At 66.3% G+C, this 19,357-nt stretch carries 19 protein-coding genes, 4 tRNA genes and 2 pseudogenes; 10 read left to right on the top strand and 15 right to left on the bottom strand.

From position 1 onward, the window contains the following. Window positions 1-177 precede the first annotated feature (177 nt). Complete coding sequence (locus CEX88_RS19480; protein WP_094294718.1) at window positions 178-2,322, bottom strand: 3-hydroxyacyl-CoA dehydrogenase NAD-binding domain-containing protein; 2,145 nt, start codon at window positions 2,320-2,322, stop codon at window positions 178-180. Between the two features lie 28 nt (window positions 2,323-2,350). Next, window positions 2,351-3,562 carry an acetyl-CoA C-acetyltransferase gene (locus CEX88_RS19475; protein ID WP_064425002.1) on the bottom strand — a complete coding sequence of 404 codons (1,212 nt, stop codon included), beginning with the start codon at window positions 3,560-3,562 and terminating at the stop codon, window positions 2,351-2,353. A gap of 203 nt (window positions 3,563-3,765) precedes the next feature. Between CEX88_RS19475 and CEX88_RS19470 the strand changes: the two genes are divergently transcribed. Both CEX88_RS19470 and CEX88_RS19465 read left to right on the top strand, forming a co-directional pair. Next, a complete protein-coding gene (locus CEX88_RS19470) occupies window positions 3,766-5,247 on the top strand; it encodes an FGGY-family carbohydrate kinase (protein ID WP_094294717.1) in 1,482 nt (493 codons plus the stop codon). 25 nt (window positions 5,248-5,272) lie between these two features. Next, the gene (locus CEX88_RS19465; protein WP_094294716.1) at window positions 5,273-6,469 is read left to right on the top strand and encodes a pyridoxal phosphate-dependent aminotransferase; all 1,197 of its coding nucleotides are present in this window, start codon (window positions 5,273-5,275) and stop codon (window positions 6,467-6,469) included. Here the strand turns inward: CEX88_RS19465 and CEX88_RS19460 are convergent. The 4 genes and pseudogenes from CEX88_RS19460 to CEX88_RS19445 all read right to left on the bottom strand — a co-directional run bounded on the left by CEX88_RS19460 (window position 6,462) and on the right by CEX88_RS19445 (window position 8,972). Beyond that, on the bottom strand, window positions 6,462-6,902 hold the full coding sequence (locus CEX88_RS19460; protein ID WP_064397507.1) for an SRPBCC family protein: 441 nt from the start codon (window positions 6,900-6,902) through the stop codon (window positions 6,462-6,464). The two genes, CEX88_RS19465 and CEX88_RS19460, sit on opposite strands and share 8 nt — an antisense overlap. A 58-nt stretch (window positions 6,903-6,960) precedes the next feature. Then, window positions 6,961-8,039 (bottom strand): annotated as a pseudogene (locus CEX88_RS19455) (CaiB/BaiF CoA transferase family protein). A 10-nt stretch (window positions 8,040-8,049) separates the two neighbouring features. Continuing rightward, window positions 8,050-8,493: an SRPBCC family protein gene (locus tag CEX88_RS19450; protein WP_094294715.1), complete on the bottom strand. Its 444-nt coding sequence runs from the start codon at window positions 8,491-8,493 to the stop codon at window positions 8,050-8,052. Between the two features lie 38 nt (window positions 8,494-8,531). Then, window positions 8,532-8,972 (bottom strand): SRPBCC family protein, encoded by a 441-nt coding sequence (locus CEX88_RS19445; RefSeq protein ID WP_094294714.1) that lies wholly within the window; start codon window positions 8,970-8,972, stop codon window positions 8,532-8,534. Between the two features lie 31 nt (window positions 8,973-9,003). On the opposite strand from CEX88_RS19445, the gene CEX88_RS19440 reads away from it, so the two are divergent. From CEX88_RS19440 to CEX88_RS19430, 3 genes and pseudogenes are all read left to right on the top strand, one after another. Beyond that, window positions 9,004-9,447 (top strand): nuclear transport factor 2 family protein, encoded by a 444-nt coding sequence (locus tag CEX88_RS19440; RefSeq protein ID WP_094294713.1) that lies wholly within the window; start codon window positions 9,004-9,006, stop codon window positions 9,445-9,447. 66 nt (window positions 9,448-9,513) lie between these two features. Then, window positions 9,514-9,868, top strand: a pseudogene (locus CEX88_RS26395) (UBP-type zinc finger domain-containing protein). 29 nt (window positions 9,869-9,897) lie between these two features. After that, on the top strand, window positions 9,898-10,086 hold the full coding sequence (locus tag CEX88_RS19430; protein ID WP_094294712.1) for a hypothetical protein: 189 nt from the start codon (window positions 9,898-9,900) through the stop codon (window positions 10,084-10,086). A gap of 1 nt (window position 10,087) precedes the next feature. Here CEX88_RS19430 and CEX88_RS19425 read toward each other — a convergent pair whose 3' ends face one another. The 3 genes from CEX88_RS19425 to CEX88_RS19415 are packed head-to-tail and all read right to left on the bottom strand — an operon-like array spanning window position 10,088 to window position 13,321. Beyond that, entirely contained in the window at window positions 10,088-11,074 is a 987-nt protein-coding gene (locus tag CEX88_RS19425; RefSeq protein WP_094294711.1) for an NAD-dependent epimerase/dehydratase family protein, read from the bottom strand. A gap of 39 nt (window positions 11,075-11,113) precedes the next feature. Beyond that, window positions 11,114-12,676: a phytoene desaturase family protein gene (locus tag CEX88_RS19420; RefSeq protein ID WP_094294710.1), complete on the bottom strand. Its 1,563-nt coding sequence runs from the start codon at window positions 12,674-12,676 to the stop codon at window positions 11,114-11,116. A 48-nt stretch (window positions 12,677-12,724) separates the two neighbouring features. Then, window positions 12,725-13,321, bottom strand: a complete 597-nt coding sequence (locus CEX88_RS19415; RefSeq protein ID WP_094294709.1) for a TetR/AcrR family transcriptional regulator — start codon at window positions 13,319-13,321, stop codon at window positions 12,725-12,727. A gap of 71 nt (window positions 13,322-13,392) precedes the next feature. Between CEX88_RS19415 and CEX88_RS19410 the strand changes: the two genes are divergently transcribed. From CEX88_RS19410 to CEX88_RS19400, 3 genes are read left to right on the top strand one after another with little or no spacing between them, the layout of a single operon-like run. Beyond that, the gene (locus tag CEX88_RS19410) at window positions 13,393-13,887 is read left to right on the top strand and encodes a DUF2834 domain-containing protein (protein ID WP_064397526.1); all 495 of its coding nucleotides are present in this window, start codon (window positions 13,393-13,395) and stop codon (window positions 13,885-13,887) included. A gap of 25 nt (window positions 13,888-13,912) precedes the next feature. Further along, entirely contained in the window at window positions 13,913-14,371 is a 459-nt protein-coding gene (locus CEX88_RS19405; RefSeq protein WP_094294708.1) for an ester cyclase, read from the top strand. After that, complete coding sequence (locus CEX88_RS19400; RefSeq protein WP_094294707.1) at window positions 14,368-15,156, top strand: MBL fold metallo-hydrolase; 789 nt, start codon at window positions 14,368-14,370, stop codon at window positions 15,154-15,156. Before CEX88_RS19405 ends, CEX88_RS19400 begins: the two co-directional genes overlap by 4 nt. On the opposite strand, the gene CEX88_RS19395 is transcribed toward CEX88_RS19400, so the two are convergent. From CEX88_RS19395 to CEX88_RS19380, 4 genes are all read right to left on the bottom strand, one after another. Further along, entirely contained in the window at window positions 15,157-15,996 is an 840-nt protein-coding gene (locus CEX88_RS19395; protein ID WP_094294706.1) for an SDR family NAD(P)-dependent oxidoreductase, read from the bottom strand. A gap of 202 nt (window positions 15,997-16,198) precedes the next feature. Further along, window positions 16,199-16,275 (bottom strand) — tRNA-Phe (locus CEX88_RS19390). Between the two features lie 44 nt (window positions 16,276-16,319). Further along, window positions 16,320-16,396 (bottom strand) — tRNA-Asp (locus CEX88_RS19385). Window positions 16,397-16,429: 33 nt separating this feature from the next. After that, window positions 16,430-16,502 (bottom strand) — tRNA-Glu (locus CEX88_RS19380). 122 nt (window positions 16,503-16,624) lie between these two features. Between CEX88_RS19380 and CEX88_RS19375 the strand changes: the two genes are divergently transcribed. Further along, window positions 16,625-16,697 (top strand) — tRNA-Lys (locus CEX88_RS19375). Window positions 16,698-17,161: 464 nt separating this feature from the next. Here the strand turns inward: CEX88_RS19375 and CEX88_RS19365 are convergent. Beyond that, the gene (locus tag CEX88_RS19365) at window positions 17,162-18,196 is read right to left on the bottom strand and encodes an oxygenase MpaB family protein (protein WP_094294704.1); all 1,035 of its coding nucleotides are present in this window, start codon (window positions 18,194-18,196) and stop codon (window positions 17,162-17,164) included. A gap of 70 nt (window positions 18,197-18,266) precedes the next feature. Between CEX88_RS19365 and CEX88_RS19360 the strand changes: the two genes are divergently transcribed. Further along, the gene (locus CEX88_RS19360; protein ID WP_068198437.1) at window positions 18,267-18,851 is read left to right on the top strand and encodes a TetR/AcrR family transcriptional regulator; all 585 of its coding nucleotides are present in this window, start codon (window positions 18,267-18,269) and stop codon (window positions 18,849-18,851) included. A 6-nt stretch (window positions 18,852-18,857) separates the two neighbouring features. Here the strand turns inward: CEX88_RS19360 and CEX88_RS19355 are convergent, their stop codons facing one another. Next, window positions 18,858-19,274 carry a PASTA domain-containing protein gene (locus CEX88_RS19355; protein ID WP_094294703.1) on the bottom strand — a complete coding sequence of 139 codons (417 nt, stop codon included), beginning with the start codon at window positions 19,272-19,274 and terminating at the stop codon, window positions 18,858-18,860. Between the last annotated feature and the right edge of the window lie 83 nt (window positions 19,275-19,357).

Here is a 19,357-nt window from a genome sequence, read left to right as displayed (position 1 = left end):
GGTCCTTCACACCTGATGCCGGCAAAACGCGTGAACGCCAACCAAAGGCGGCAGCCAATCTAAGAGCCAGACACCAGGTGAAAAGGATTCAACCACCGCACTACGCGGCACCTCACCTTCACACTGACGCCAATCTAGCGAATCACCCACCCGTCAAAGCGGCGATGGAGTTATGCGTCAGGTCAGCGACGCCGGCGGGCTGAACCGCTCGCCGTACTTGGCCGCGAGTTCCTTGGCGCGGGCCACGAAGGCCTCCTTGCCGACACCGCCAGGACCCTGGTAGCCGACGATGAACTGCGCCGAACCACCGGTGTAGGGCGGGAAGCCGATACCCATGATCGAGCCGATGTTCGCGTCAGCGGTCGACGTGAGCACGCCCTCGTCAAGGCACTTCTGGGTCTCCAGCGCCTCGGCGAACAGCATGCGATCGATCATGTCCTGCAACGGGATCGACGTGTTGCCGGAGTTGAAGGTCTCCTTCAGACCCGGCCACAGCCCGACGCGCTTGCCGTCGGCGTACTCGTAGAAGCCCGCACCCTTCAGCCGCGACGGCCGTCCGATCTCGATCATCTTCTCGACGACCGCCTCGGCCGGGTGCGGCTCATAAGTGCCGCCCGTGCTCTCGACGCCCTTGCGGGTGGCGACGGCGATCTTGTGCATCAGCTCGAGGTTGAGCTCGTCGGACAGCTGCAGCGGCGGCGCCGGGTAGCCCGCCTGCGAGCCGGCCTGCTCGATGCTCGCGGCCGCAACGCCCTCACCGAGCATCGCCAGCGCCTCGTTGACGAACGTGCCGATGACGCGGCTGGTGAAGAACCCGCGGCTGTCGTTCACCACGATCGGGGTCTTGCCGATGGCCAGCGTGTAGTCGAACACCCGGGCCAACGCCTCGTCAGAGGTCTTCTCGCCCTTGATGATCTCCACCAGCGGCATCTTGTCGACCGGCGAGAAGAAGTGGATGCCGATGAAGTCCTCCTGGCGCTTCACACCGGTCGCCAAACCGGTGATCGGCAGCGTCGAGGTGTTCGATCCCAGCAGCGCGTTGGGCTCGACGATGTCCTCGATCTCCTGGAACACCTTGTGCTTGAGGTCCTGATCCTCGAAGACCGCCTCGACGACGAAGTCGACACCCTTCAGGTCGGCGGGATCGCCCGTCGGCGTGATGCGGGCCAGCAGGGCGTCGGAGCGCTCCTGGGTGGTCTTGCCCCGCTCGAGCGCCTTGGCCTCGAGTTTCTCCGAGTAACCCTTACCCTTTTGGGCGGCTTCGAGGCTGACGTCCTTGAGCACCACGTCGAACCCGGCCTTGGCCGACACGTAGGCGATGCCGGCGCCCATCATGCCCGCGCCCAGCACGCCGATCTTGTTGATCTTGACGGGCTCGATACCGTCGGGCCGCGACGCACCGCCGTTGATGGCCTGCAGGTCCAGGAAGAACGCCTGGATCATGTTCTTGGCGGTCTGGCCCGTGACCAGCTGCGTGAAGTAGCGGCTCTCGATGCGGCTCGCGGTGTCGAAGTCGACCTGCGCGCCCTCGACGGCGGCGTTGAGGATCGCCCGCGGCGCAGGCATCGGCGCACCCTTGAGTTGCTTGCGCAGCAGCGCCGGGAACGACGGCAGAATGCTGGCCAGGCCAGGCGAGGTCGGCGTGCCGCCGGGCATCTTGTAGCCCTTGGCATCCCACGGTTGGGTGTGGCTGTCCGGGTTGGCCTTGATCCAAGCCTTGGCGGCCGGCACGAGTTCGTCGACGCTGCTGACCAGTTCGTCGACCAGGCCGGTGTCCTTGGCCTTGCCCGGCTTGAAGCGGGTGCCCTGGCTGAGCACCTCCATGAACGCCTTCTGGATGCCGAACATCCGCACGGTGCGGGTCACGCCGCCACCGCCGGGCAGCAGACCCAACGTGACCTCGGGCAGACCGATGACCGAGCCCTTGACGTCGGCGGCGATCCGATGATGGCAGGCCAGCGCAATCTCCAGGCCACCGCCCAGCGCGGCGCCGTTGATGGCCGCCACGACCGGCTTACCCAGCGTCTCGAGCTTGCGCAGGTCGGCCTTGATGGACTCGACCTCTTCGAACGCTTCGGCGGCGTTGTCCGGGCCGACGTTCATCATGCCCTTGAGGTCACCGCCGGCGAAGAAGGTCTTCTTCGCGCTGGTGATGACGACGCCGGTAATCGAATCCTTTTCCGCAACAAGGCGTTCGACGGCATTGTGCATGGATTCCTTGTAATGCTCGTTCATCACGTTGGCCGAGCCGGTCGGATCGTCGAGCGTCAGGGTGACGATGCCGTCGGCATCCTTGTCCCACTGAATGGTGTTCTCTGCCATGTTTTTTCCTTAAACCCTCAGACTCGTGCTAGACGCGCTCGATGATGGTGGCCACGCCCATGCCGCCGCCGATGCACAGCGTGATCAGCGCACGCCGTGCGTTGCGACGCTCGAGCTCGTCGACCATGGTTCCGGTGATCATGGCGCCGGTGGCGCCCAGCGGGTGGCCCATCGCGATGGCGCCACCGTTGACGTTGAGCTTCTCGTCGGGGATGTCGAGGTCCTTCTGGAACTTCAGAACCACCGAGGCGAACGCCTCGTTCAGCTCGAACAGGTCGATGTCGTCGACCGTCAGGCCGGCACGGTCGAGCACCTTGCGAGTGGCCGGCGTCGGACCGGTGAGCATGATGACCGGATCGGCGCCACTGGTGGCGGTGGCCACGATGCGTGCCCGCGGGGTCAGGCCCTGCGACTGGCCCGCCTTTTCACTGCCGACGAGCACCAGCGCGGCGCCGTCGACGATGCCGGAGCTGTTGCCGCCGGTGTGGACGTGGTTGATCTTCTCGACGAAGTGATACTTCTGCAGCGCCACGTCGTCGAACCCGCCCATCGCGCCGACGCCGTCGAACGCGGTCTTGAGCTGACCGAGGCCCTCGAGCGTGGTGTCGGGGCGCATGTGCTCGTCGTGGTCGAGAATCACCAGGCCGTTCTGGTCGCGCACCGGCACGACGGACTTGGCGAAGTAGCCGCCCGACCAGGCCGCGGCGGCTTTCTCCTGGCTGCGCAGCGCGTAGCGGTCGACATCCTCGCGGGAGAAGCCCTCGATCGTCGCGATCAGATCGGCGCCGATGCCCTGCGGGACGAATCCGATGCGGTAGTTCGTCTCCGGGTCCGAAGCCCATGCGCCGCCGTCGGAGCCCATCGGCACGCGGCTCATCGACTCGACACCGCCGGCGAGTACCAGGTCGTCCCAGCCGGACCGCACCTTCTGGGCGGCGGTGTTGACGGCCTCCAGACCCGAGGCGCAGAACCGGTTCAGCTGGAACCCGCCGGTGGTCTCGGGCAGCTTGGCCACCAGAGCCGCGGTCCGGGCGATGTCGCCGCCCTGGTCGCCGACGGGGGACACACAACCGAGGATGACGTCGCTGATCAGCGTCTCGTCGAGGTCGGGGTAGCGGCTGCGGATCTCCTCGATCAGGCCGACGACCAGGTTGACGGGCTTGACCTCGTTGAGTGCGCCGTTCTTGTTCTTGCCGCGGGGCGTACGAATCGCCTCGTAGATGAAGGCTTCTTCAGACATGAAGATATTTCCTGTTCAGATTGGGTTGCGGGATGCCTGTCCATCCGGACGGTAGTCCTCTGTTCCGCAGCCTAACAGCCTCGGCCAACCTGTTGGTTGGGCAACCTAGCACCGGTAACCCCGCGGGGCGTACCGCGCGGTCCCCGGCCAGGGCGTGACAGAAGTGCCCGCTCGTCCCCCGAACCGGCAGCTAACGTGACGATGTGGGCGTCCTCCTCGGCATCGACATCGGCACCGGGAGCACGAAAGGCGTCCTGACCGACGCGGCGGGCACGGTACTGGCCGTCGAGACCATGGCGCACTCGATGGACATGCCGCGCCCGGGGTGGGCGGAATTCGACGCAGAAGCCGTATGGTGGCGCGAAGTCTGTGCCATCAGCCGCGCGCTCATCGCACGCATGCCCGCACGCGGGTCGTTGGCGGGCGTCTGCGTCAGCGGCCTTGGACCCTGCCTCGTGCTGTGCGACGACGATTTGCGACCGCTGCGACCCGCGATCCTCTACGGCATCGACACCAGGGCGGTCGCTGAGATCGCATCGCTCACCGAGGAATTCGGCGAACAGAACATCCTCGAACGAGGCGGCAGCCTACTGACCAGCCAGGCCGTCGGCCCGAAACTGGAATGGGTCCGCACTCACGAACCGGAAGTGTTCGCCGACGCGAGAACGTGGTTCAGCTCGAACTCCTACATCGTCGCCAAACTCACCGGCGAATACACCATGGACCACCACACCGCCAGCCAGTGTGACCCGATGTATGCCACACGTGCATTCGAGTGGAATCGCGAATGGGCGGAACGGATCTGCGCACACCTCCCGTTGCCCCGCCTCGCCTGGCCGGCCGAGGTGGTCGGCACGGTCACCGCCGCGGCGGCCCGCATGTCGGGAATCCCGGTCGGGACTCCGGTCATGGCCGGGACCGTCGACGCCTACGCCGAAGCGTTCTCGGTCGGGGTCCGGAAACCCGGCGACCTGATGCTGATGTACGGGTCGACGATGTTCATGGTGCAGATCGTCGCGGACTACCACTGCGACTCGACGCTGTGGACAACCGCCGCAGTGGAACCCGGCAACTACGCGCTGGCCGCGGGCACCGCGACCGCGGGCAGTTTGATCACATGGCTGCAGTCCACGACCGGCAATGCGTCGTTCAAGGAACTCGCCGCAGAAGCTTCGGCGGTGCCACCCGGAAGCGAGGGTCTGCTGATGCTCCCGTACTTCAGCGGCGAGCGGACCCCGATCTTCGATCCGCACGCCCGAGGCATCGTAGCCGGCCTGACGCTGCGGCACGGACGAGGCCACCTGGTCCGGGCCGCCTACGAGGGCATCGGATTCGGTGTGCGCGACGTACTCACGCGCTTCGACGACGCGGCACCCAGCACCCGGCTCGTCGCCGTCGGCGGCGGACTGGACAGCCCGGTCTGGCCGCAAGCGGTCAGCGATATCACCGGCCGTACGCAGTTGACGCCCGAACAGACCATCGGCGCCGGGTTCGGCGACGCGCTCCTGGCGGCGATAGGTCTGGGACTGGTGCCGCCGGACACCGACTGGACCCGGATCGCCGGCCGCATCGAGCCGGATCCAAGGCGTGCTGTGCTCTACGACGACCTCCACCGAACCTGGTGCGAGTTGTACCTGGCCACCAAGACACAAGTGCACCGGTTGGCCGCCATGGACCCGCTGTGATCGCGACCGCATACCCTCGACGGCTATGACGGTTCGCCGGCTGCAGCCGTACGCGGTGACGATCTTCGCCGAGATGTCGGCGCTCGCTGCTCGCATCGGCGCGGTCAACCTCGGACAGGGCTTTCCCGACGAGGACGGCCCGCCCGCCATGCTCGAGATCGCCCAGCGCGCGATCGCCGACGGCACCAACCAGTACCCGCCCGGCCTCGGTATCGCACCGTTGCGCGAAGCGATCGCCGCCCAGCGCAAGCGTGCGCACGGAACCGAATACGACCCCCACACCGAGGTCCTGGTGACCGTCGGCGCGACTGAAGCAATCGCGGCCGCGGTCATCGGGCTCGTCGAACCCGGTTCCGAGGTGCTGCTGATCGAGCCGTTCTACGACTCCTACTCCCCCGTCATCGCGATGGCGGGCTGCCAGCGGCGCGCCGTCCCGATGGTTCAGGACGGCCGCGGCTTCGGTATCGATGTCGACGGGCTGCGAAAGGCCGTCACACAAAACACCAAAGCGCTGATCGTCAACTCGCCGCACAACCCCACCGGGATGGTGGCCGGCGACAACGAACTGCGCGCGCTGGCCGAACTGGCCGTCGAGGCCGACCTGCTCGTGATCACCGACGAGGTCTACGAGCACCTCGTGTACTCCGACTTCCCCGGCCGCCGGCATCTGCCGCTGGCCAACTACCCCGGCATGGCCGAGCGCACGATCACGATCTCGAGCGCGGCCAAAATGTTCAACGTCACCGGCTGGAAGATCGGATGGGCATGCGGCCCAGCCGATCTCATCGCCGGCGTGCGCGCAGCCAAGCAGTACCTGTCTTACGTCGGCGGCGCACCGTTCCAGCCCGCGGTGGCGCACGCCCTGAACAACGAGGACGCGTGGGTCGACAAGCTGCGGGAGTCCTTGCAGCGCAAGCGAGACCGATTGGGTGGGGCGCTGTCCGACCTCGGCTTCGAGGTGCACGAGAGCTTCGGCACCTACTTCCTGTGTGCCGACCCGCGTCCGCTCGGATTCAGCGACAGCGCCGCGTTCTGCTCCGAGCTGCCTCATCGTGCGGGTGTGGCAGCGATTCCGATGTCGGCGTTCTGCGACCCGGGCGCCGAGCACGCCGGTGCATGGAACCACCTGGTGCGCTTCGCCTTCTGCAAACGCGACGAGACCCTCGACGAGGCGATCCGTCGGCTCGCGGTGCTGCGGGCGGGCGGGCGAGAAACTATGTAACCGCGGCCATCACCCGGCGCCGCAGATTCTCGGTCGCGACGTCGAGCACCATCTTCTTGGCGCGGCGAAGCAGGAACTCCGGAATCGGCGCCGCCAGGTCGATGATGATGTCGAAGCGGACCCGGGTGCGGTCCTCGCCGATGGGGGTGAGGTTGTACTCGCCGTGCTGCCCGCGTTGTTGCATCGTCGCCTTGGCGTCCCAGACCACCCAGTCCTCGCCCCAGTGGTACTCGAGGAACTCCTTGTCGGTGACGCCCATGATTTTGAACGTCGCCTTGACGTGATGCGGGCGGCCGTCGGGATGACGGTCGAGCACCTCGGCGTGCTTGTGAACGGGCGACCACGTGGGCACGGCATCGATATCGGCGAGTGCGTCCATGATCGCGTCTTTGGGCGCCTCGAAGACCACTTCCCTCGATGCCTGCACAGCCATGCGGCAAATCGTAGCTAACTCCACTGCCTAGCGCATAGGCTTTTCCAGCAAATTAGTATTACCAGTCAATATCAATTAGGTCAGTCGCATCCTGCGGAGGTGCCCCGACGGGACCCGCTGGGGTGCGCGAAAACCGAGGCGCCGGCGCGGCCTGGTCTACCCCGTTGGCCTGCACCAACGTTGACCGCGCACGCAAATGGTTGCTGCGCGCTGCCTCGGTCCACGTCAGCACCGGCGTGACGCACGCGTCGGTACCCGTAAAGATCGCCGTCCATTCGTCGCGGGTCTTGCGCGCAAAGCGCTCAGCGAACAGCCTGTGCATTTCTGGAAACGACTCGCGGTCCATTTGCGGTGGGAGCTCGTCGGCGCCGAGCCCGAGCCCGGCCACCAGTTGCGCGTAGAACTGCGGTTCGATTGCGCCGACGGCTACGTGCATGCCGTCGGCGGTCTCGTAGGTGCGGTAGAACGGGGCGCTGCCGTCGAGCAGGAACGACTCGCGTTCGTCGCGCAAGACGCCCGTCGACTTCATCGTCCACGCGACCTGCGTCAGCACGGCCACGCCGTCGACCATCGCCGCGTCGACCACCTGACCCACACCGGAGTGCTCGCGTTCGTACAGCGCGGTCACGATGCCCAGCAGCGCGAACATCGAGCCGCCGCCGAAGTCGGCGACCAGGTTCAGCGGCACGACCGGCGGCCGGTCGCGGTATCCGATCGCCGACAGCGCACCGCTCTGCGACAAGTAGTTGATGTCGTGACCCGCGGTCTGCGCCAGCGGTCCGTGCTGACCCCAGCCCGTGATCCTGGCGAAGATCAGCCTGGAGTTGACCTCCGCGCAGTCGTCGGGGCCGATGCCGAGCCGTTCACACGTCCCCGGCCGAAATGCATCGATGAGGACGTCGGCCTTGGCTGCGAGGTTCAGCAGCGCGCCGGGATCCTCTTGACGTCCAGGTCGACGACGCGCTTGCCGCGGTGCAACAGGTCGACGTTCTCGGGCGGCATCTGCAGCCCGCCGGGGCGGCGCACGCGCACCACGTCGGCGCCGAGATCGGCCAGCACCATTCCTGCGTGGGGTCCGGGGCCGATGCCGCCCAGTTCGATGACCTTCACTCCCGCAAGGGGTCCCGCAGTCGCCATGCGGGGCAGACTATCGGCGGCTCTTGACCTGGCGTACTCGTTTACGCAGCCCGTCGGTCGCCGTCTCCATCAATCCTTTGGCGCCCTTCTTGATCAGGAAGCCGGGCAACGGCACCAGCGGGTCGACCATGAGCTCGAAGCGAACCTTCGTCGAATCGCCGTCGGGGATGAGCGTGTACCGACCTTGCTGCGCGCGTTGCTGTTTCGAACTCTCCAACGTCCAGCTCACCCCGTCGTCGTGCACGGTGTAATTGAGCACCTGCTCGTCAGAGACGCCGACGATCTTGACGACCTGACGTGACTTGCTGGGGCGACCCTCGTCGTCGCGTTCGAGGACCTCGACCTTCTGATGCGCCGAGGACCACTCGGTCAGCGACTCGAGGTCGGTCAGAACGTCGAGGATCTCCTGCGGTGTCGCCTCGATGACGACCTCGCGAGTTTCGGTGACAGCCATGCCGGTTTCATTGCCAACCCGACGGGCGTCGAAACCGGTCAGCTCCGCTTGAGCTTGAGGACCTGCTTGCGCAGACCGTCGGTGGCAGCCTCCAGACCGCCTTTCATCGCACGCTTCATCACGAACCCGGGAATCGGCACCGCGGGGTCGACGGTGATCTCGAAGCGGACCTTGGTCTTGTCGCCGTCGGGGGTGAGCGTGTACGTCGCGCTCTGCGTCTTGAGCTGGCTGGACTCCAATAGCGTCCAGCCCGCCGTGTTTTCACCCCAGGTGTATTGCACGACCTGTTCGTCGGAGATGCCCATGGTCTTCAACTTCAGCCGCACGCGGCCGGGCCGCCCGTCGGCGTCCCTGTCGAGGACCTCGGCGCCCTGGTGCTGGGGGGACCACTCCGGTGCGGACTCGACGTCAGCGATGACGTCGAGGATTTCGGCCGGGCTCGCGTCGATCACGACCTCACGGGAATCGCTGGTAGCCATGGCGCGACATTAACCCCGTTAGGTTGTCTGCATGGAGCTTTGGGAGCTTTGCGCACGGGAACGCATCAGGGACACCCTCGCCCGGTACAACTGGTCGGGCGACGCGCTGCGGCTGCCCGAACTCGCCGCCACCTTCTGCGAAGACGGCGTCCTGGAGGTGCGCGGCACCGAACCTGCACGGGGCCGTGCCGCGATCGTGGACTATCTGGGCGGTGCCGTCGCGGCGCCGAACGCGGCCGCATCCGCGTCGGACGTCAAGCGCATCGTGCGCCACAACGTGACGAACATCCGCTTCACCGAGGTGACGCCCGAGGAAGCGCGGGTCTCGTGTTATTTCACGGTGTTCACCGAGATCGGCCTCGACCACTACGGCCGCTACCGCGACGTGTTCGCGCCGGTCGGCGACGACTGGTTGATCCGCCACCGGTTCGTCTCCACCGACTGGAGCGCACCGAATTCCACGATGGCGCGGTAGAAATCGGCAGAACCTCAAGACAATTCGGCTCCTACGAGCCCGCGGTCATAGGTAGGCTCGCCGGCTATGGACGCTGCAGTGGACCCGTCCGTCCCACCGAGCGGGACCGGATGCGCCGAGTGTGACGCGGTGGGGGGCTGGTGGGTGCATCTGCGCCGATGTGCGGCATGCGGTCACATCGGGTGCTGCGACGACTCGTTGGCGCGGCACGCCTCGGCACACTGGGCGTGAGACGGGGCATCCGGTCATCCGCTCGTTCGAACCGGGTGAGGATTGGTTCTGGAACTACGCCACGAACGCCTACTACGACGGACCACAGCTCACCGCGCCCGAGTCCCGTCCCGAGGGCCAGCCCTCTCCCGGTCCTCGCGGCAGGGTGCCTGCGGATTGGGCGGCGCAGTTGCGCGCTCGCAGAGACTGAAACGCCCGCTCGGCGGGTATATAGCGCCGGTGAGCGATGACAAGAAGGACAATCCCGGCACCGTCGAAACCGACGCCGGACCCTCGAACGCCGACGACGACGTGCAGAGCGACCCGGCACGGGGCACCGACGCCACTGACGAAGAAGGCGTCGACTGGTCGGACGAGGGTGGTGCGACACCGACCGGCCCGGCCGACACCGGCGATCAGACGCAGTGACTCAGCGCAGCGAGTCGGCCAACTCCGTGAGCGTCTGCGCGGAGGTGTATTTCGGCTCCCAGCCGAGCTGAGCCTTCGCCTTGCTCGTATCCATGACCACCGACGTGCGGCCGATGTGCAACCACTCCAGCGCCGACGGGACGAACGGCAACCGGGCGACGACTCCTGCCGCCGCGGTGACGGCTACCTTGGGCACCGGTATCGGCCGAGCGCCCAGTTCGCGGGCGACATCGGAGACGGTGATCAGCCCGTCGCCCGCGATGTTGTAAGCGCCCGGCGGCGCCGACGTTGTGGTGGCCGCGGCGGCGATGGCGGCCGCGACATCGTCATGATGCACCAGCTGCAACGGTATGCCCGGATCGGGGACGGGCACCTTGAGCAGCGGAAGCGCGTCGGACATGCGCTTGACCGGGCCGGGCAGATGCGTCCACGGCATGGCGTCGGCCAGCGCCGGCGCCTTGGGACCGGCGACGATGCAGGGCCGCAGCACGTACACCTCCAGCGATGTGCCGCCGACGATGTCGGCGAGCGCCGCCTCGCACTCGGCCTTCTGCTCGGAGTAGTAGTGCTCGGGTGACCCCCGAGGCGGCACGTCTTCGGTGAGCGGAACCGGGTTGTCGCTGTGATAGCCGTAAGCGGCGACCGACGACGTGTACACCAGCCGCTGCGGACGTTCGGCGGCCACCGTCGCCTCGAAGACGTTGCGGGTGCCGGCCAGGTTGATGCGGGCGCTTTCCTCCCGTGACCCCATGATGATGAAGGCCAGATGGACTACGACGTCGGCGCGTCCGACGAGCGCGTCGACAGCCTCGCGGTCGAGGATGTCGCCCTGGAGGTAACTCGTCTTCGACCAACCGTGCTCGGCCGGGTCGAAGGGGCGACGAGCCATTCCGATGATCTCGTCGACCGCCGCGACGCTTTCGAGCGCTTCTACTGCCGATTTGCCGATCTCCCCCGTGGGCCCCGTGACGGCCACCGTGATTCCCATGCACGCCGCATTCCCGGTGCGGGCCGGTGAGAAACGGGCTCAGCGCATATCGGCCAGCGCCTGCTTGGCCGCGTTGTAGCCGGGGACGAACGTGATGCCCGGGCCGCCGTGGCAGCCGGCGCTGCCGAGGTACAGCCCGCCGATCGGAATCGGTTGGTCCACATAGCCTTTGGGGCTCGGTCGGTTCGGCCCCATCTGGTCGGGATGGATCAGCCCGTGGCAGTAGTCCCCGCCGGGAGCGCCGAACATGGTGCCCATGTGTTTGGGCGTGAACGTCGTGTGCCGGAGGATGAGGCTCTCGAAGTTGGGGGCCAGCCGCGTGATCTTGTCGATCACCCGCCGGCCCATTTCGACTTTCATCTCGCCGTAGCCGTGTTCGCCCTCCTGGATGGGGAACCACAGCGAGAACGCCGAGGCCGCATGCTTGCCCGGAGGTGCCAGCCCGGGGTCGTTCACCGACGGGATCTGCAACGCGATCGCCGGGTCCGCGGGCACGACTCCGCGCCTGGCGTCCTCCCACTGTTGTTGGAGTTCCTCTGGGGTGCTGAAGATTCCGATGTTGGACTGCATCGCGGGGTCGTTGAGCAGCTCGTAGGGCGGCGCGAACTCCGGAATGCCGTCGAGCGCGAAGTGCATCTGCAGATAGCTGCCCCGGTGGTCCAGCCGTGAGAAGCGGTCCCGCACATCCGCGGGCACCGCGTTGGGGTCGACGAGGCCGTTGACCGTCAGATCGGGAGCGACGCCGGAGATGACGATCGGGGCCGACAGCGCTGTGCCGTCCTCGAGCCGAACTCCGGTGACATTGCCGTCGGCGACGGTGACCTCCGCGACCTTGCTTCGCAACCGCAGTTCTCCGCCGTTGGCAGTGAACACCTCGCACAGATGCGACGTGAGGGCTCCGATGCCGCCTCGCAGTTTCTTGACCAGTAGCGCGTTCTCGTCGGGGACGGCGAAGCCGTAGGCGAGTGCGGCGGCCGTGCCCGGCGTGGCCGGTCCCCGATAAGTGGTGTTGCATGCCAGCAGCGACAGCATGCCGCGCAACGCACCGTTCTTCTCCTTGTCCGGCAGGTAGCGGTCGAGCACGTCGGTGACCGAGCCGAACAGCAGGTCGGTGATCGTCGATCGCTCGAATTCGTTTGTCGCGCAGGCATACATCTCGTCGAGTGACTTCGGGGGCTGGCCCGCGTCGAACCGGCCCAACGCCCGAGTGGGAGCCTGACACCACGCCATCAACCCGGCCATGCCGTTGACGGCCTCTGCACCGTGCACCTCGTTGATGTGGGTCAGGAGCTTCACCGGGTCGGTGTAGTAGACCAACGGTTCGTCACCCACGCCTCGCAGCGACACCGACATCACGTCGAGGTCGACTGTGGGCAGCGAGTCGAGTCCGAGTTCGCGGCTGACCACCGCCGAGGTCGGGATCTGGACCGAGCCGGCGATCTCGAACTTGAACCCGTCGAACAATTCGACCGTGGAGGCCATGCCGCCGGCGTAGAGCTTCGCGTCCAGGCAGAGGGTGCGCACACCGGCCTTCTGAAGCACGGTCGCCGCGGTCAACCCGTTGTGCCCGGCACCGATGACGATGGCGTCGAAGTCGCTCATGGGCTGAGGCTGACAGCTGTCCCAAGTTTTGTCAATAATGACAAAACGTCATCCGGCGATGCCTTCGGCCAGCGCGCGAAGGGCCTCGCCGGTGAGCCGGGACAGCTCGGGAAGCGAGCGCTCATCACCGAGCATCCACACCTCCATCGCGCCGAACACCGCGGCGGCGATGCACCGGGCGGTGACCGTGATCCGCATCCGCTCGTCGGTGTTGTCATCGGATGGAAGGGCCTCGGCGAGGTGTTCGGCGATCACCTCGGCGAAGTCGGCCTCCACCTGACGCATGTGCCGCACCACCCGCCCGGGTTCGAGCTCCTGCGCGCGCAGCGCGGCGGTTTGCGCGACAGCCCAGTCGTCATACGGGCGGGCCATGATCGCGCTGTGCACCGCTTCGACGATCGGCTCCTGGGGATCGCGGGCGGCCAGCGCCGAACGGAACCAGTCCAGGCCGGCGTAGTCGGCGAACAGCAGATCGTGCTTGGACGCGAAGTGGCGATAGAACGTCCGCAACGAGACACCGGCGTCGGCCGCGATCTGTTCGGCCGACGTGTCCTCGACTCCCTGAGCTAGGAACCGTACGACCGCCGCTTTCCGCAGCGCTTCGCGAGTGCGCTCGCTGCGCGCGGTCTGGGCCGGACGGGGCATGTGCTGAAAGTACCCGAAACAAGTTATGTCAATATTGACAAAACTCCGCCTTGTGGTGAGAAACTCCAATCATGGTTTCGTTGATCATTCACCTTGTCCTCGGGTTCGCGACGCTGGCCGTCATCGTCAAGGCGAACCCTGCGATCTTCGCGCGCTACGCCTCGGGTCCGCGCGTCACCAAGCTCGAGTTGTTCTACTACGTCGCCGGAATTGCCTCGGTCATCCTCGGCTACTACTTCAACAACCAGTTCGTGGCCGAGTACGCGCCGGCAGGTGGGCTGCACAACTTCGTATGGGGTCCGGGCAGCTGGTCGGAGTTCATCGCGCTCGGCTACGACAACCCGGCCGCCAGTTCCGCCAGCCAGGACTACACGATCATGAGCCTGCTGTTGTTCCCCGCGTGGTTGCTCGTCGACGGCCGCAGACGCGACGTCAAACACGCCTGGCTGTATCTGGGCTTCATCCTGTTCGCCAGTTCGGCATTCGCCTGGGCGTTCTATCTCGCGACGATCGAGCGGCAGCACCGGCATCAGTCGATCGCCGCGGAGGTCACGTCACCGGCCTGACAACGCCCGGTCGTACAGTGCGTTCATGACCACCGACGCGCTGCGCCAACGCCGACTCGAGGTGATCCGTGTGCACATGGACACCGAGGTCACCAAGGAGTTCGACGCCACCCTCGCGACGTTCAAGAACGAGTCCGGGGGACGGCCCCACTACGAGATCATGGCCACCGGCCAAGTCTTCGACGGCGACGACGAGGTCATGGCCTACTACCGGAGCACGCGCACCGCGTTCCCCGATCAGCGCCACGACAACGTCCGGTTCCACGTCGCCGATGACGCCGTGATCGTCGAATTCGATTTGCTGGGAACAAATCTGGGCGAGTTCTACGGACTGCCGCCGACAGGTATGGCCTTCCGCGTGCCGGTGGCCGCAGTGTTCTTCTTCGAGGACGACCGCATCGTCAACGAGCGGATCTACTTCGACTCCGCGAGCCTCGTGACACAGATCGGCCGCACCGAGTTGCTCACCGGAGCCGCCCCGTGAAGGTTCACCATCTCAACTGCGGATCGATGCATCCGTGGGGCGTCCCCGTCCTGGTCTGCCATGTCCTTCTCGTCGAGACCGACAACGGGCTGGTGCTCGTCGACAGTGGATACGGGTTGGCCGACTGTGCGGAGCCGGCGCGCCGAACAGGTCCGACCCGCCGCCTGTTCCGGCCGTTCTTCGACCCCGACGAGACCGCCGTGCGGCAGGTCGAACGGCTGGGCTTTCGCCCCGAAGACGTCCGCCACATCGTGGTCACGCATTTCGACATCGACCACATCGGCGGAATCTCCGACTTCCCCCACGCCGAAATCCACTGCACCGCCGCGGAAGTAATCGGAGCAATGCACCCGCCGACTCGGGGTGAACGCTTCCGGTTCCGATCGGCCCAGTGGGAGCACGGTCCCAAGATCGTCGAGCACACTCCCGCCGGCGAGAGATGGCGCGGGTTCGCCGCGGCCAAGGAGCTGACCGAAGTCTCGCCGGGCATCGTGCTGATGTCGCTGCCCGGCCACACCCGCGGGCATGCCTGCGTGGCCGTCGACGCGGGCCATCGCTGGCTTCTGCACTGTGGGGACGCCTTCTACCATCCCGACACGATCGGCGGCCCGCCGCGGATCGCACCGGTGCTCAGCGCGTTCGAGAAGGTCGCGGCGTTCGACCGTAAACAGGTGCGCGACAACCACGCTCGGCTGACTGAGCTGTACCGACGCCGCGAACCCGATCTGCTTCTGCTGTGCTCGCACGATCCGGGACTTCTGCAGTTCGCGAAGGAGACCGCGTAGCTACCTCGCGGCGCGCTTGCGCAGCGATGCCTGCACGCGCTCGAGCACGTCGAAGTAGCGCGTCGGTGCGATCCGGGCCAGGGCGTCGAACATGTAGGAGTCGGGCCCGACGAGGATTCGGGCCTTACCCGCCTCCACGCCGCGGTGGATGATCTCCGCCGCCTTGTCGGGCTGGGTTCGGGTCATCGCCGCGAACTCCTCGACCACCTGGTCCTTGGTGGGTCCGCCCGGCTCTTCGCGGAACCGGCCGTTGCGCACGATATTGGTGTTCACACCTCCGGGGTGCACGTTGACGGCCGACACGCCGGTCCCCCGCAGCTCCTGGCGCAGCGAATCTGTGAATCCGCGGACCGCGAATTTCGCTGAACAGTAGGCGCTTTGGCCCGGCATGCCGACCAAACCGAAGACGCTCGAGGTATTGACGATCACGCCCTCGTCCTGCTCGACCAGGATGGGCAGAAACGCCCTGGTGCCGTTCACCACGCCGTGAAAGTTGATGTTCCACAACCAGTCGTCGTCGACAATGACGGCGTCGAGCACCGTGGAGCCCAGCGCGACACCGGCGTTGTTGAACACCGCCCCGATCGGCCGGGGCGCCCACGCGCGCACCTCGGCGGCGAAGTCGCGTTGCGCCTCGGCGTGGCTCACATCCAGGACCCTCAGCAGTGCCGGGCCACGCAGCGACGCCTCGGTCTCCTTGAGCCCCTGTTCGTTGACATCGGCGATGGCCACCGGGCAGCTGTACGACGAGAGCCGCTGCGCCAGTGCGCGTCCGATGCCGGATGCCGCGCCGGTGATGACCGCGGTCCGACCGCTGATCGTCCTACGCTGCTTGCTCATGGCGACTCCCTGCTCTGGTGGTACACGAAGGTACCGATACGGTACGCGTTGGTACCGCGTATGACAAGGGCGCTTCAGTCCATTCGGGAACCATATTGAACTCACGCCGTCCACAACGGGTGTGACAGCGAACGGATGAGTCGGCGGGTTCGAGAAGCCGCAGCCTCCGGGAGCGCGTAGTGCGGCGGAACCGACGAGATTGTGGTGGCCAGGGCCGGGATCGAACCGGCGACCTTCCGCTTTTCAGGCGGACGCTCGTACCAACTGAGCTACCTGGCCCGGAAGGCACCGCTCGGGCGTAACCCACAGATGCCTCGCCGCAATGGCGACCCTGACGGGACTCGAACCCGCGACCTCCGCCGTGACAGGGCGGCGCGCTAACCAACTGCGCCACAGGGCCTTGCTTGCGTCCCATCGTACGGGTCGCTGCGCGTACCCCCTACGGGATTCGAACCCGCGCTACCGCCTTGAAAGGGCGGCGTCCTAGGCCGCTAGACGAAGGGGGCCCAGCCGAATCTCTCCGGGGTACTCGCAACGCGATGACGTTGGGAGCTTCGATAGCTTAGGTTATCGGCACCCGAATCCTCAAACGAGGCCGACGCGGGTCACCCAGTATCCTGTCCATCGCGCCCCTATAGCTCAGTTGGTAGAGCTACGGACTTTTAATCCGCAGGTCCCAGGTTCGAGCCCTGGTGGGGGCACAGCTGTCGGACACCGACGGTAGAAACGCAGCGTGACATCCAGTCGCTGTCCGCGCTGCCGCCAGGATCGCCCCGCATTCAGGGGCACGTACTGTCCCGGCTGCCGACGCGAATACAACCGGGCGTACTACCGGCGAACACCGGAGAAGAATTCGTCACGTCGCGAAGGCAAACAGAAGGCGATCGCAGGCGCCAAGGCATACGTTCTGCAGTATTTGCTGACCCACCCATGCTCTGACTGCGGCGAGGATGACGTCGTGGTGCTCGAGTTCGACCACGTGACAGGAAACAAACTTCGCGACGTCGGATCCATGGCGCGCGGCGGTTGGAATCTCGCCGCCATACAAGACGAGATCGCGAAGTGTGAAGTTCGCTGCGCCAACTGCCATCGACGGGTAACGGCTCGGCGGCGACGTGACCGAACTGCCTGACCGAAAGTGCGCCCCGCGCTCACAGCGGCCGAATCAGACCTGCGGGCAATAGAACTGCGGCTGACCGCGGTACTCGACCGGCGGGAGGTTGCGCGCCGGCGTCTCGACCAGCGGCGCGTCTGCAGGCAGCCGACCCGCGGCGCGATCCATCGCCGAGCGCTTGCGCGGATGCATCAGCCAGCGCTTGGGCAACACCTTGGTCGCCAGCGTCACGACATCGCAGAAGCGCCGGTGCAACCACTCCTGTCGAGGCGACCAGGTGTAACCCATCAACTCCCGAACCGGCGGATCGTAGAGGGCGACGGTCATGAACGTCAGAAAGCGCTGCATCACTTTAAGGTTCAGCCGCCACAAGGGATCCGGAACCCACTCCAGCGAAGGGTGTTTGGGCATCGTCGAGAGATCCATCACCTCGCGGGCGGCCCAGTTGTTCTCCAAGACGTTGTTGCACATGTGATCCCAGTACTCCTGGAATTCTTCCCACGTCTTGGGCACGGGCCGCATGCTCATCCCGTACATCCGGTACCAGGTGATGTGTTCGTCGAACAATTGCCGCGTCTGGTCCTCGGTCAGCCCGCCACCGAACTTCTCGGCGGCCAGCAGGGTCGACTTGAAGAACGTCGCGTGCGCCCAGTAGAAGACGTCGGGGTTGAGCGCGCTGTACCGTCGGCCGCGCTCGTCGGTGCCCTTGATGCCGATGTGGTAGTCGCGGACCTCCGCGCCCGTCTTCGGTGCGCGATCACCGTCGAACACCACGCCGCCGATGGGGTAGATCGAACGCAGCAGCCGCGGAATCCGCTCCAGGAAGAAGATCGAGTGCTCCTGCACCGCGGCGCCCAACTGCGGGTGCATGTTCTGCATCGAGCCCGCCCAGGTGCCCTGGAACAGGCCGGTCCACTGACCGAAGTACCGCCACGTCAGCGAGTCGGGGCCCAGCGGCAGCGGCGGTGCGTCGTAGCCGCCGGAGGTCACCGGACAGCCCGCAGCCAGCGAGAAAGCGTCGTCCTGCCCTCCCGAGGGGTGGCGCTCCCGGGACACGGGGCACGTTTCAGACGTATCTTGAGTCACTGGTGTACTTCCGTCCGGAGGTAGCAGGATTTCTGACTACGGGCGTTGTCATAGCGAGCTTAGGAGGGATGTGCCTTCGGGTCAAAGACGGGGCCGATGGTCGGGCGTGCCGTTGCAGGACCGTCAGGTGCTTCGCCGCGACGAACTCATCGCCGCGGGAGTGGAGCTTCTCGGTGCCGCCGAGGGCTCGTCCCTCACTGTCCGCGCCGTATGCCGGGCGGCCGGGTTGACCGAGCGCTACTTCTACGAAAGTTTCACCGACCGCGACGAATTCGTCCGCGCCGTGTACGACGACGTCTGCGCCAAAGCCATGTCCACTTTGACCTCGGCCGAAACCCCGCGCGACGCCGTCGAGCGGTTCGTCGCCTTGATGGTCGACGACCCGACCCGGGGCCGGGTGCTGCTGCTCGCGCCGGCCAGCGAACCGGTGCTGACGCGGTCGGGCGCCGAGTGGATGCCGAGCTTCATCGAGCTACTGCAGCGCAAACTCACCCGCATCACCGATCCCGAACGCGCGGCGATGACCGCCACCGGGCTGATCGGGGCCCTGACCGCGCTGTTCACCGCCTACCTCAACGGCAGGCTGGCCGCCACGCGAGAGCACTTCATCGACTACTGCGTCGAGATGCTGCTCGGCCGGGTGTCGAGCTACTAGACCGGCCTACTCGTCGGGCGTGACCGGTGCTTCCAGCTCTTCCTGCTCCTCGTTGGCGGCTTCCTCTTCGGCCTTGGACTTGGCCTCCCGACCGAGCGGATTGGCAACCGACGCACCGGGATTCGTCGCCGTCGCATAACCTCCCGCACAGTTCAGCGCGAGGTGAACCTGGCTGCCTGAAGCGTCGATGCGAAGAAACGACGCGTCCCAGGCGTTGGTGACGATGCAGTCGCCTTGATCGAGTTTGTCCCCCACGCGGGCGGCGACGACCGCCGTGCTGCCCTCCTCCTCGATCGCCGAGACCGCGTCGGAGTAGGTCTGGCCCACGACGTCCGGTGCGGCTGCTGCCATCGCCGTGCCGAACAGCGCCATCGCCGACATCGCGGCGCCGACCGCGCCGATCCCCAACATTCGCATTCGCATCGTCTGCTCGCCTCCCTGAGTGTGCTCCGGGGCGGCGCTGACGCGCAGCCGTCTACCCCGGGGCGTGGATTCCACGCCACCCT

Origin of the sequence: Mycobacterium neumannii (assembly GCF_002245615.1) — a bacterium.
Lineage (GTDB): Bacteria > Actinomycetota > Actinomycetes > Mycobacteriales > Mycobacteriaceae > Mycobacterium > Mycobacterium neumannii_A.
This window is presented reverse-complemented; position numbering and strand designations above follow the sequence as displayed.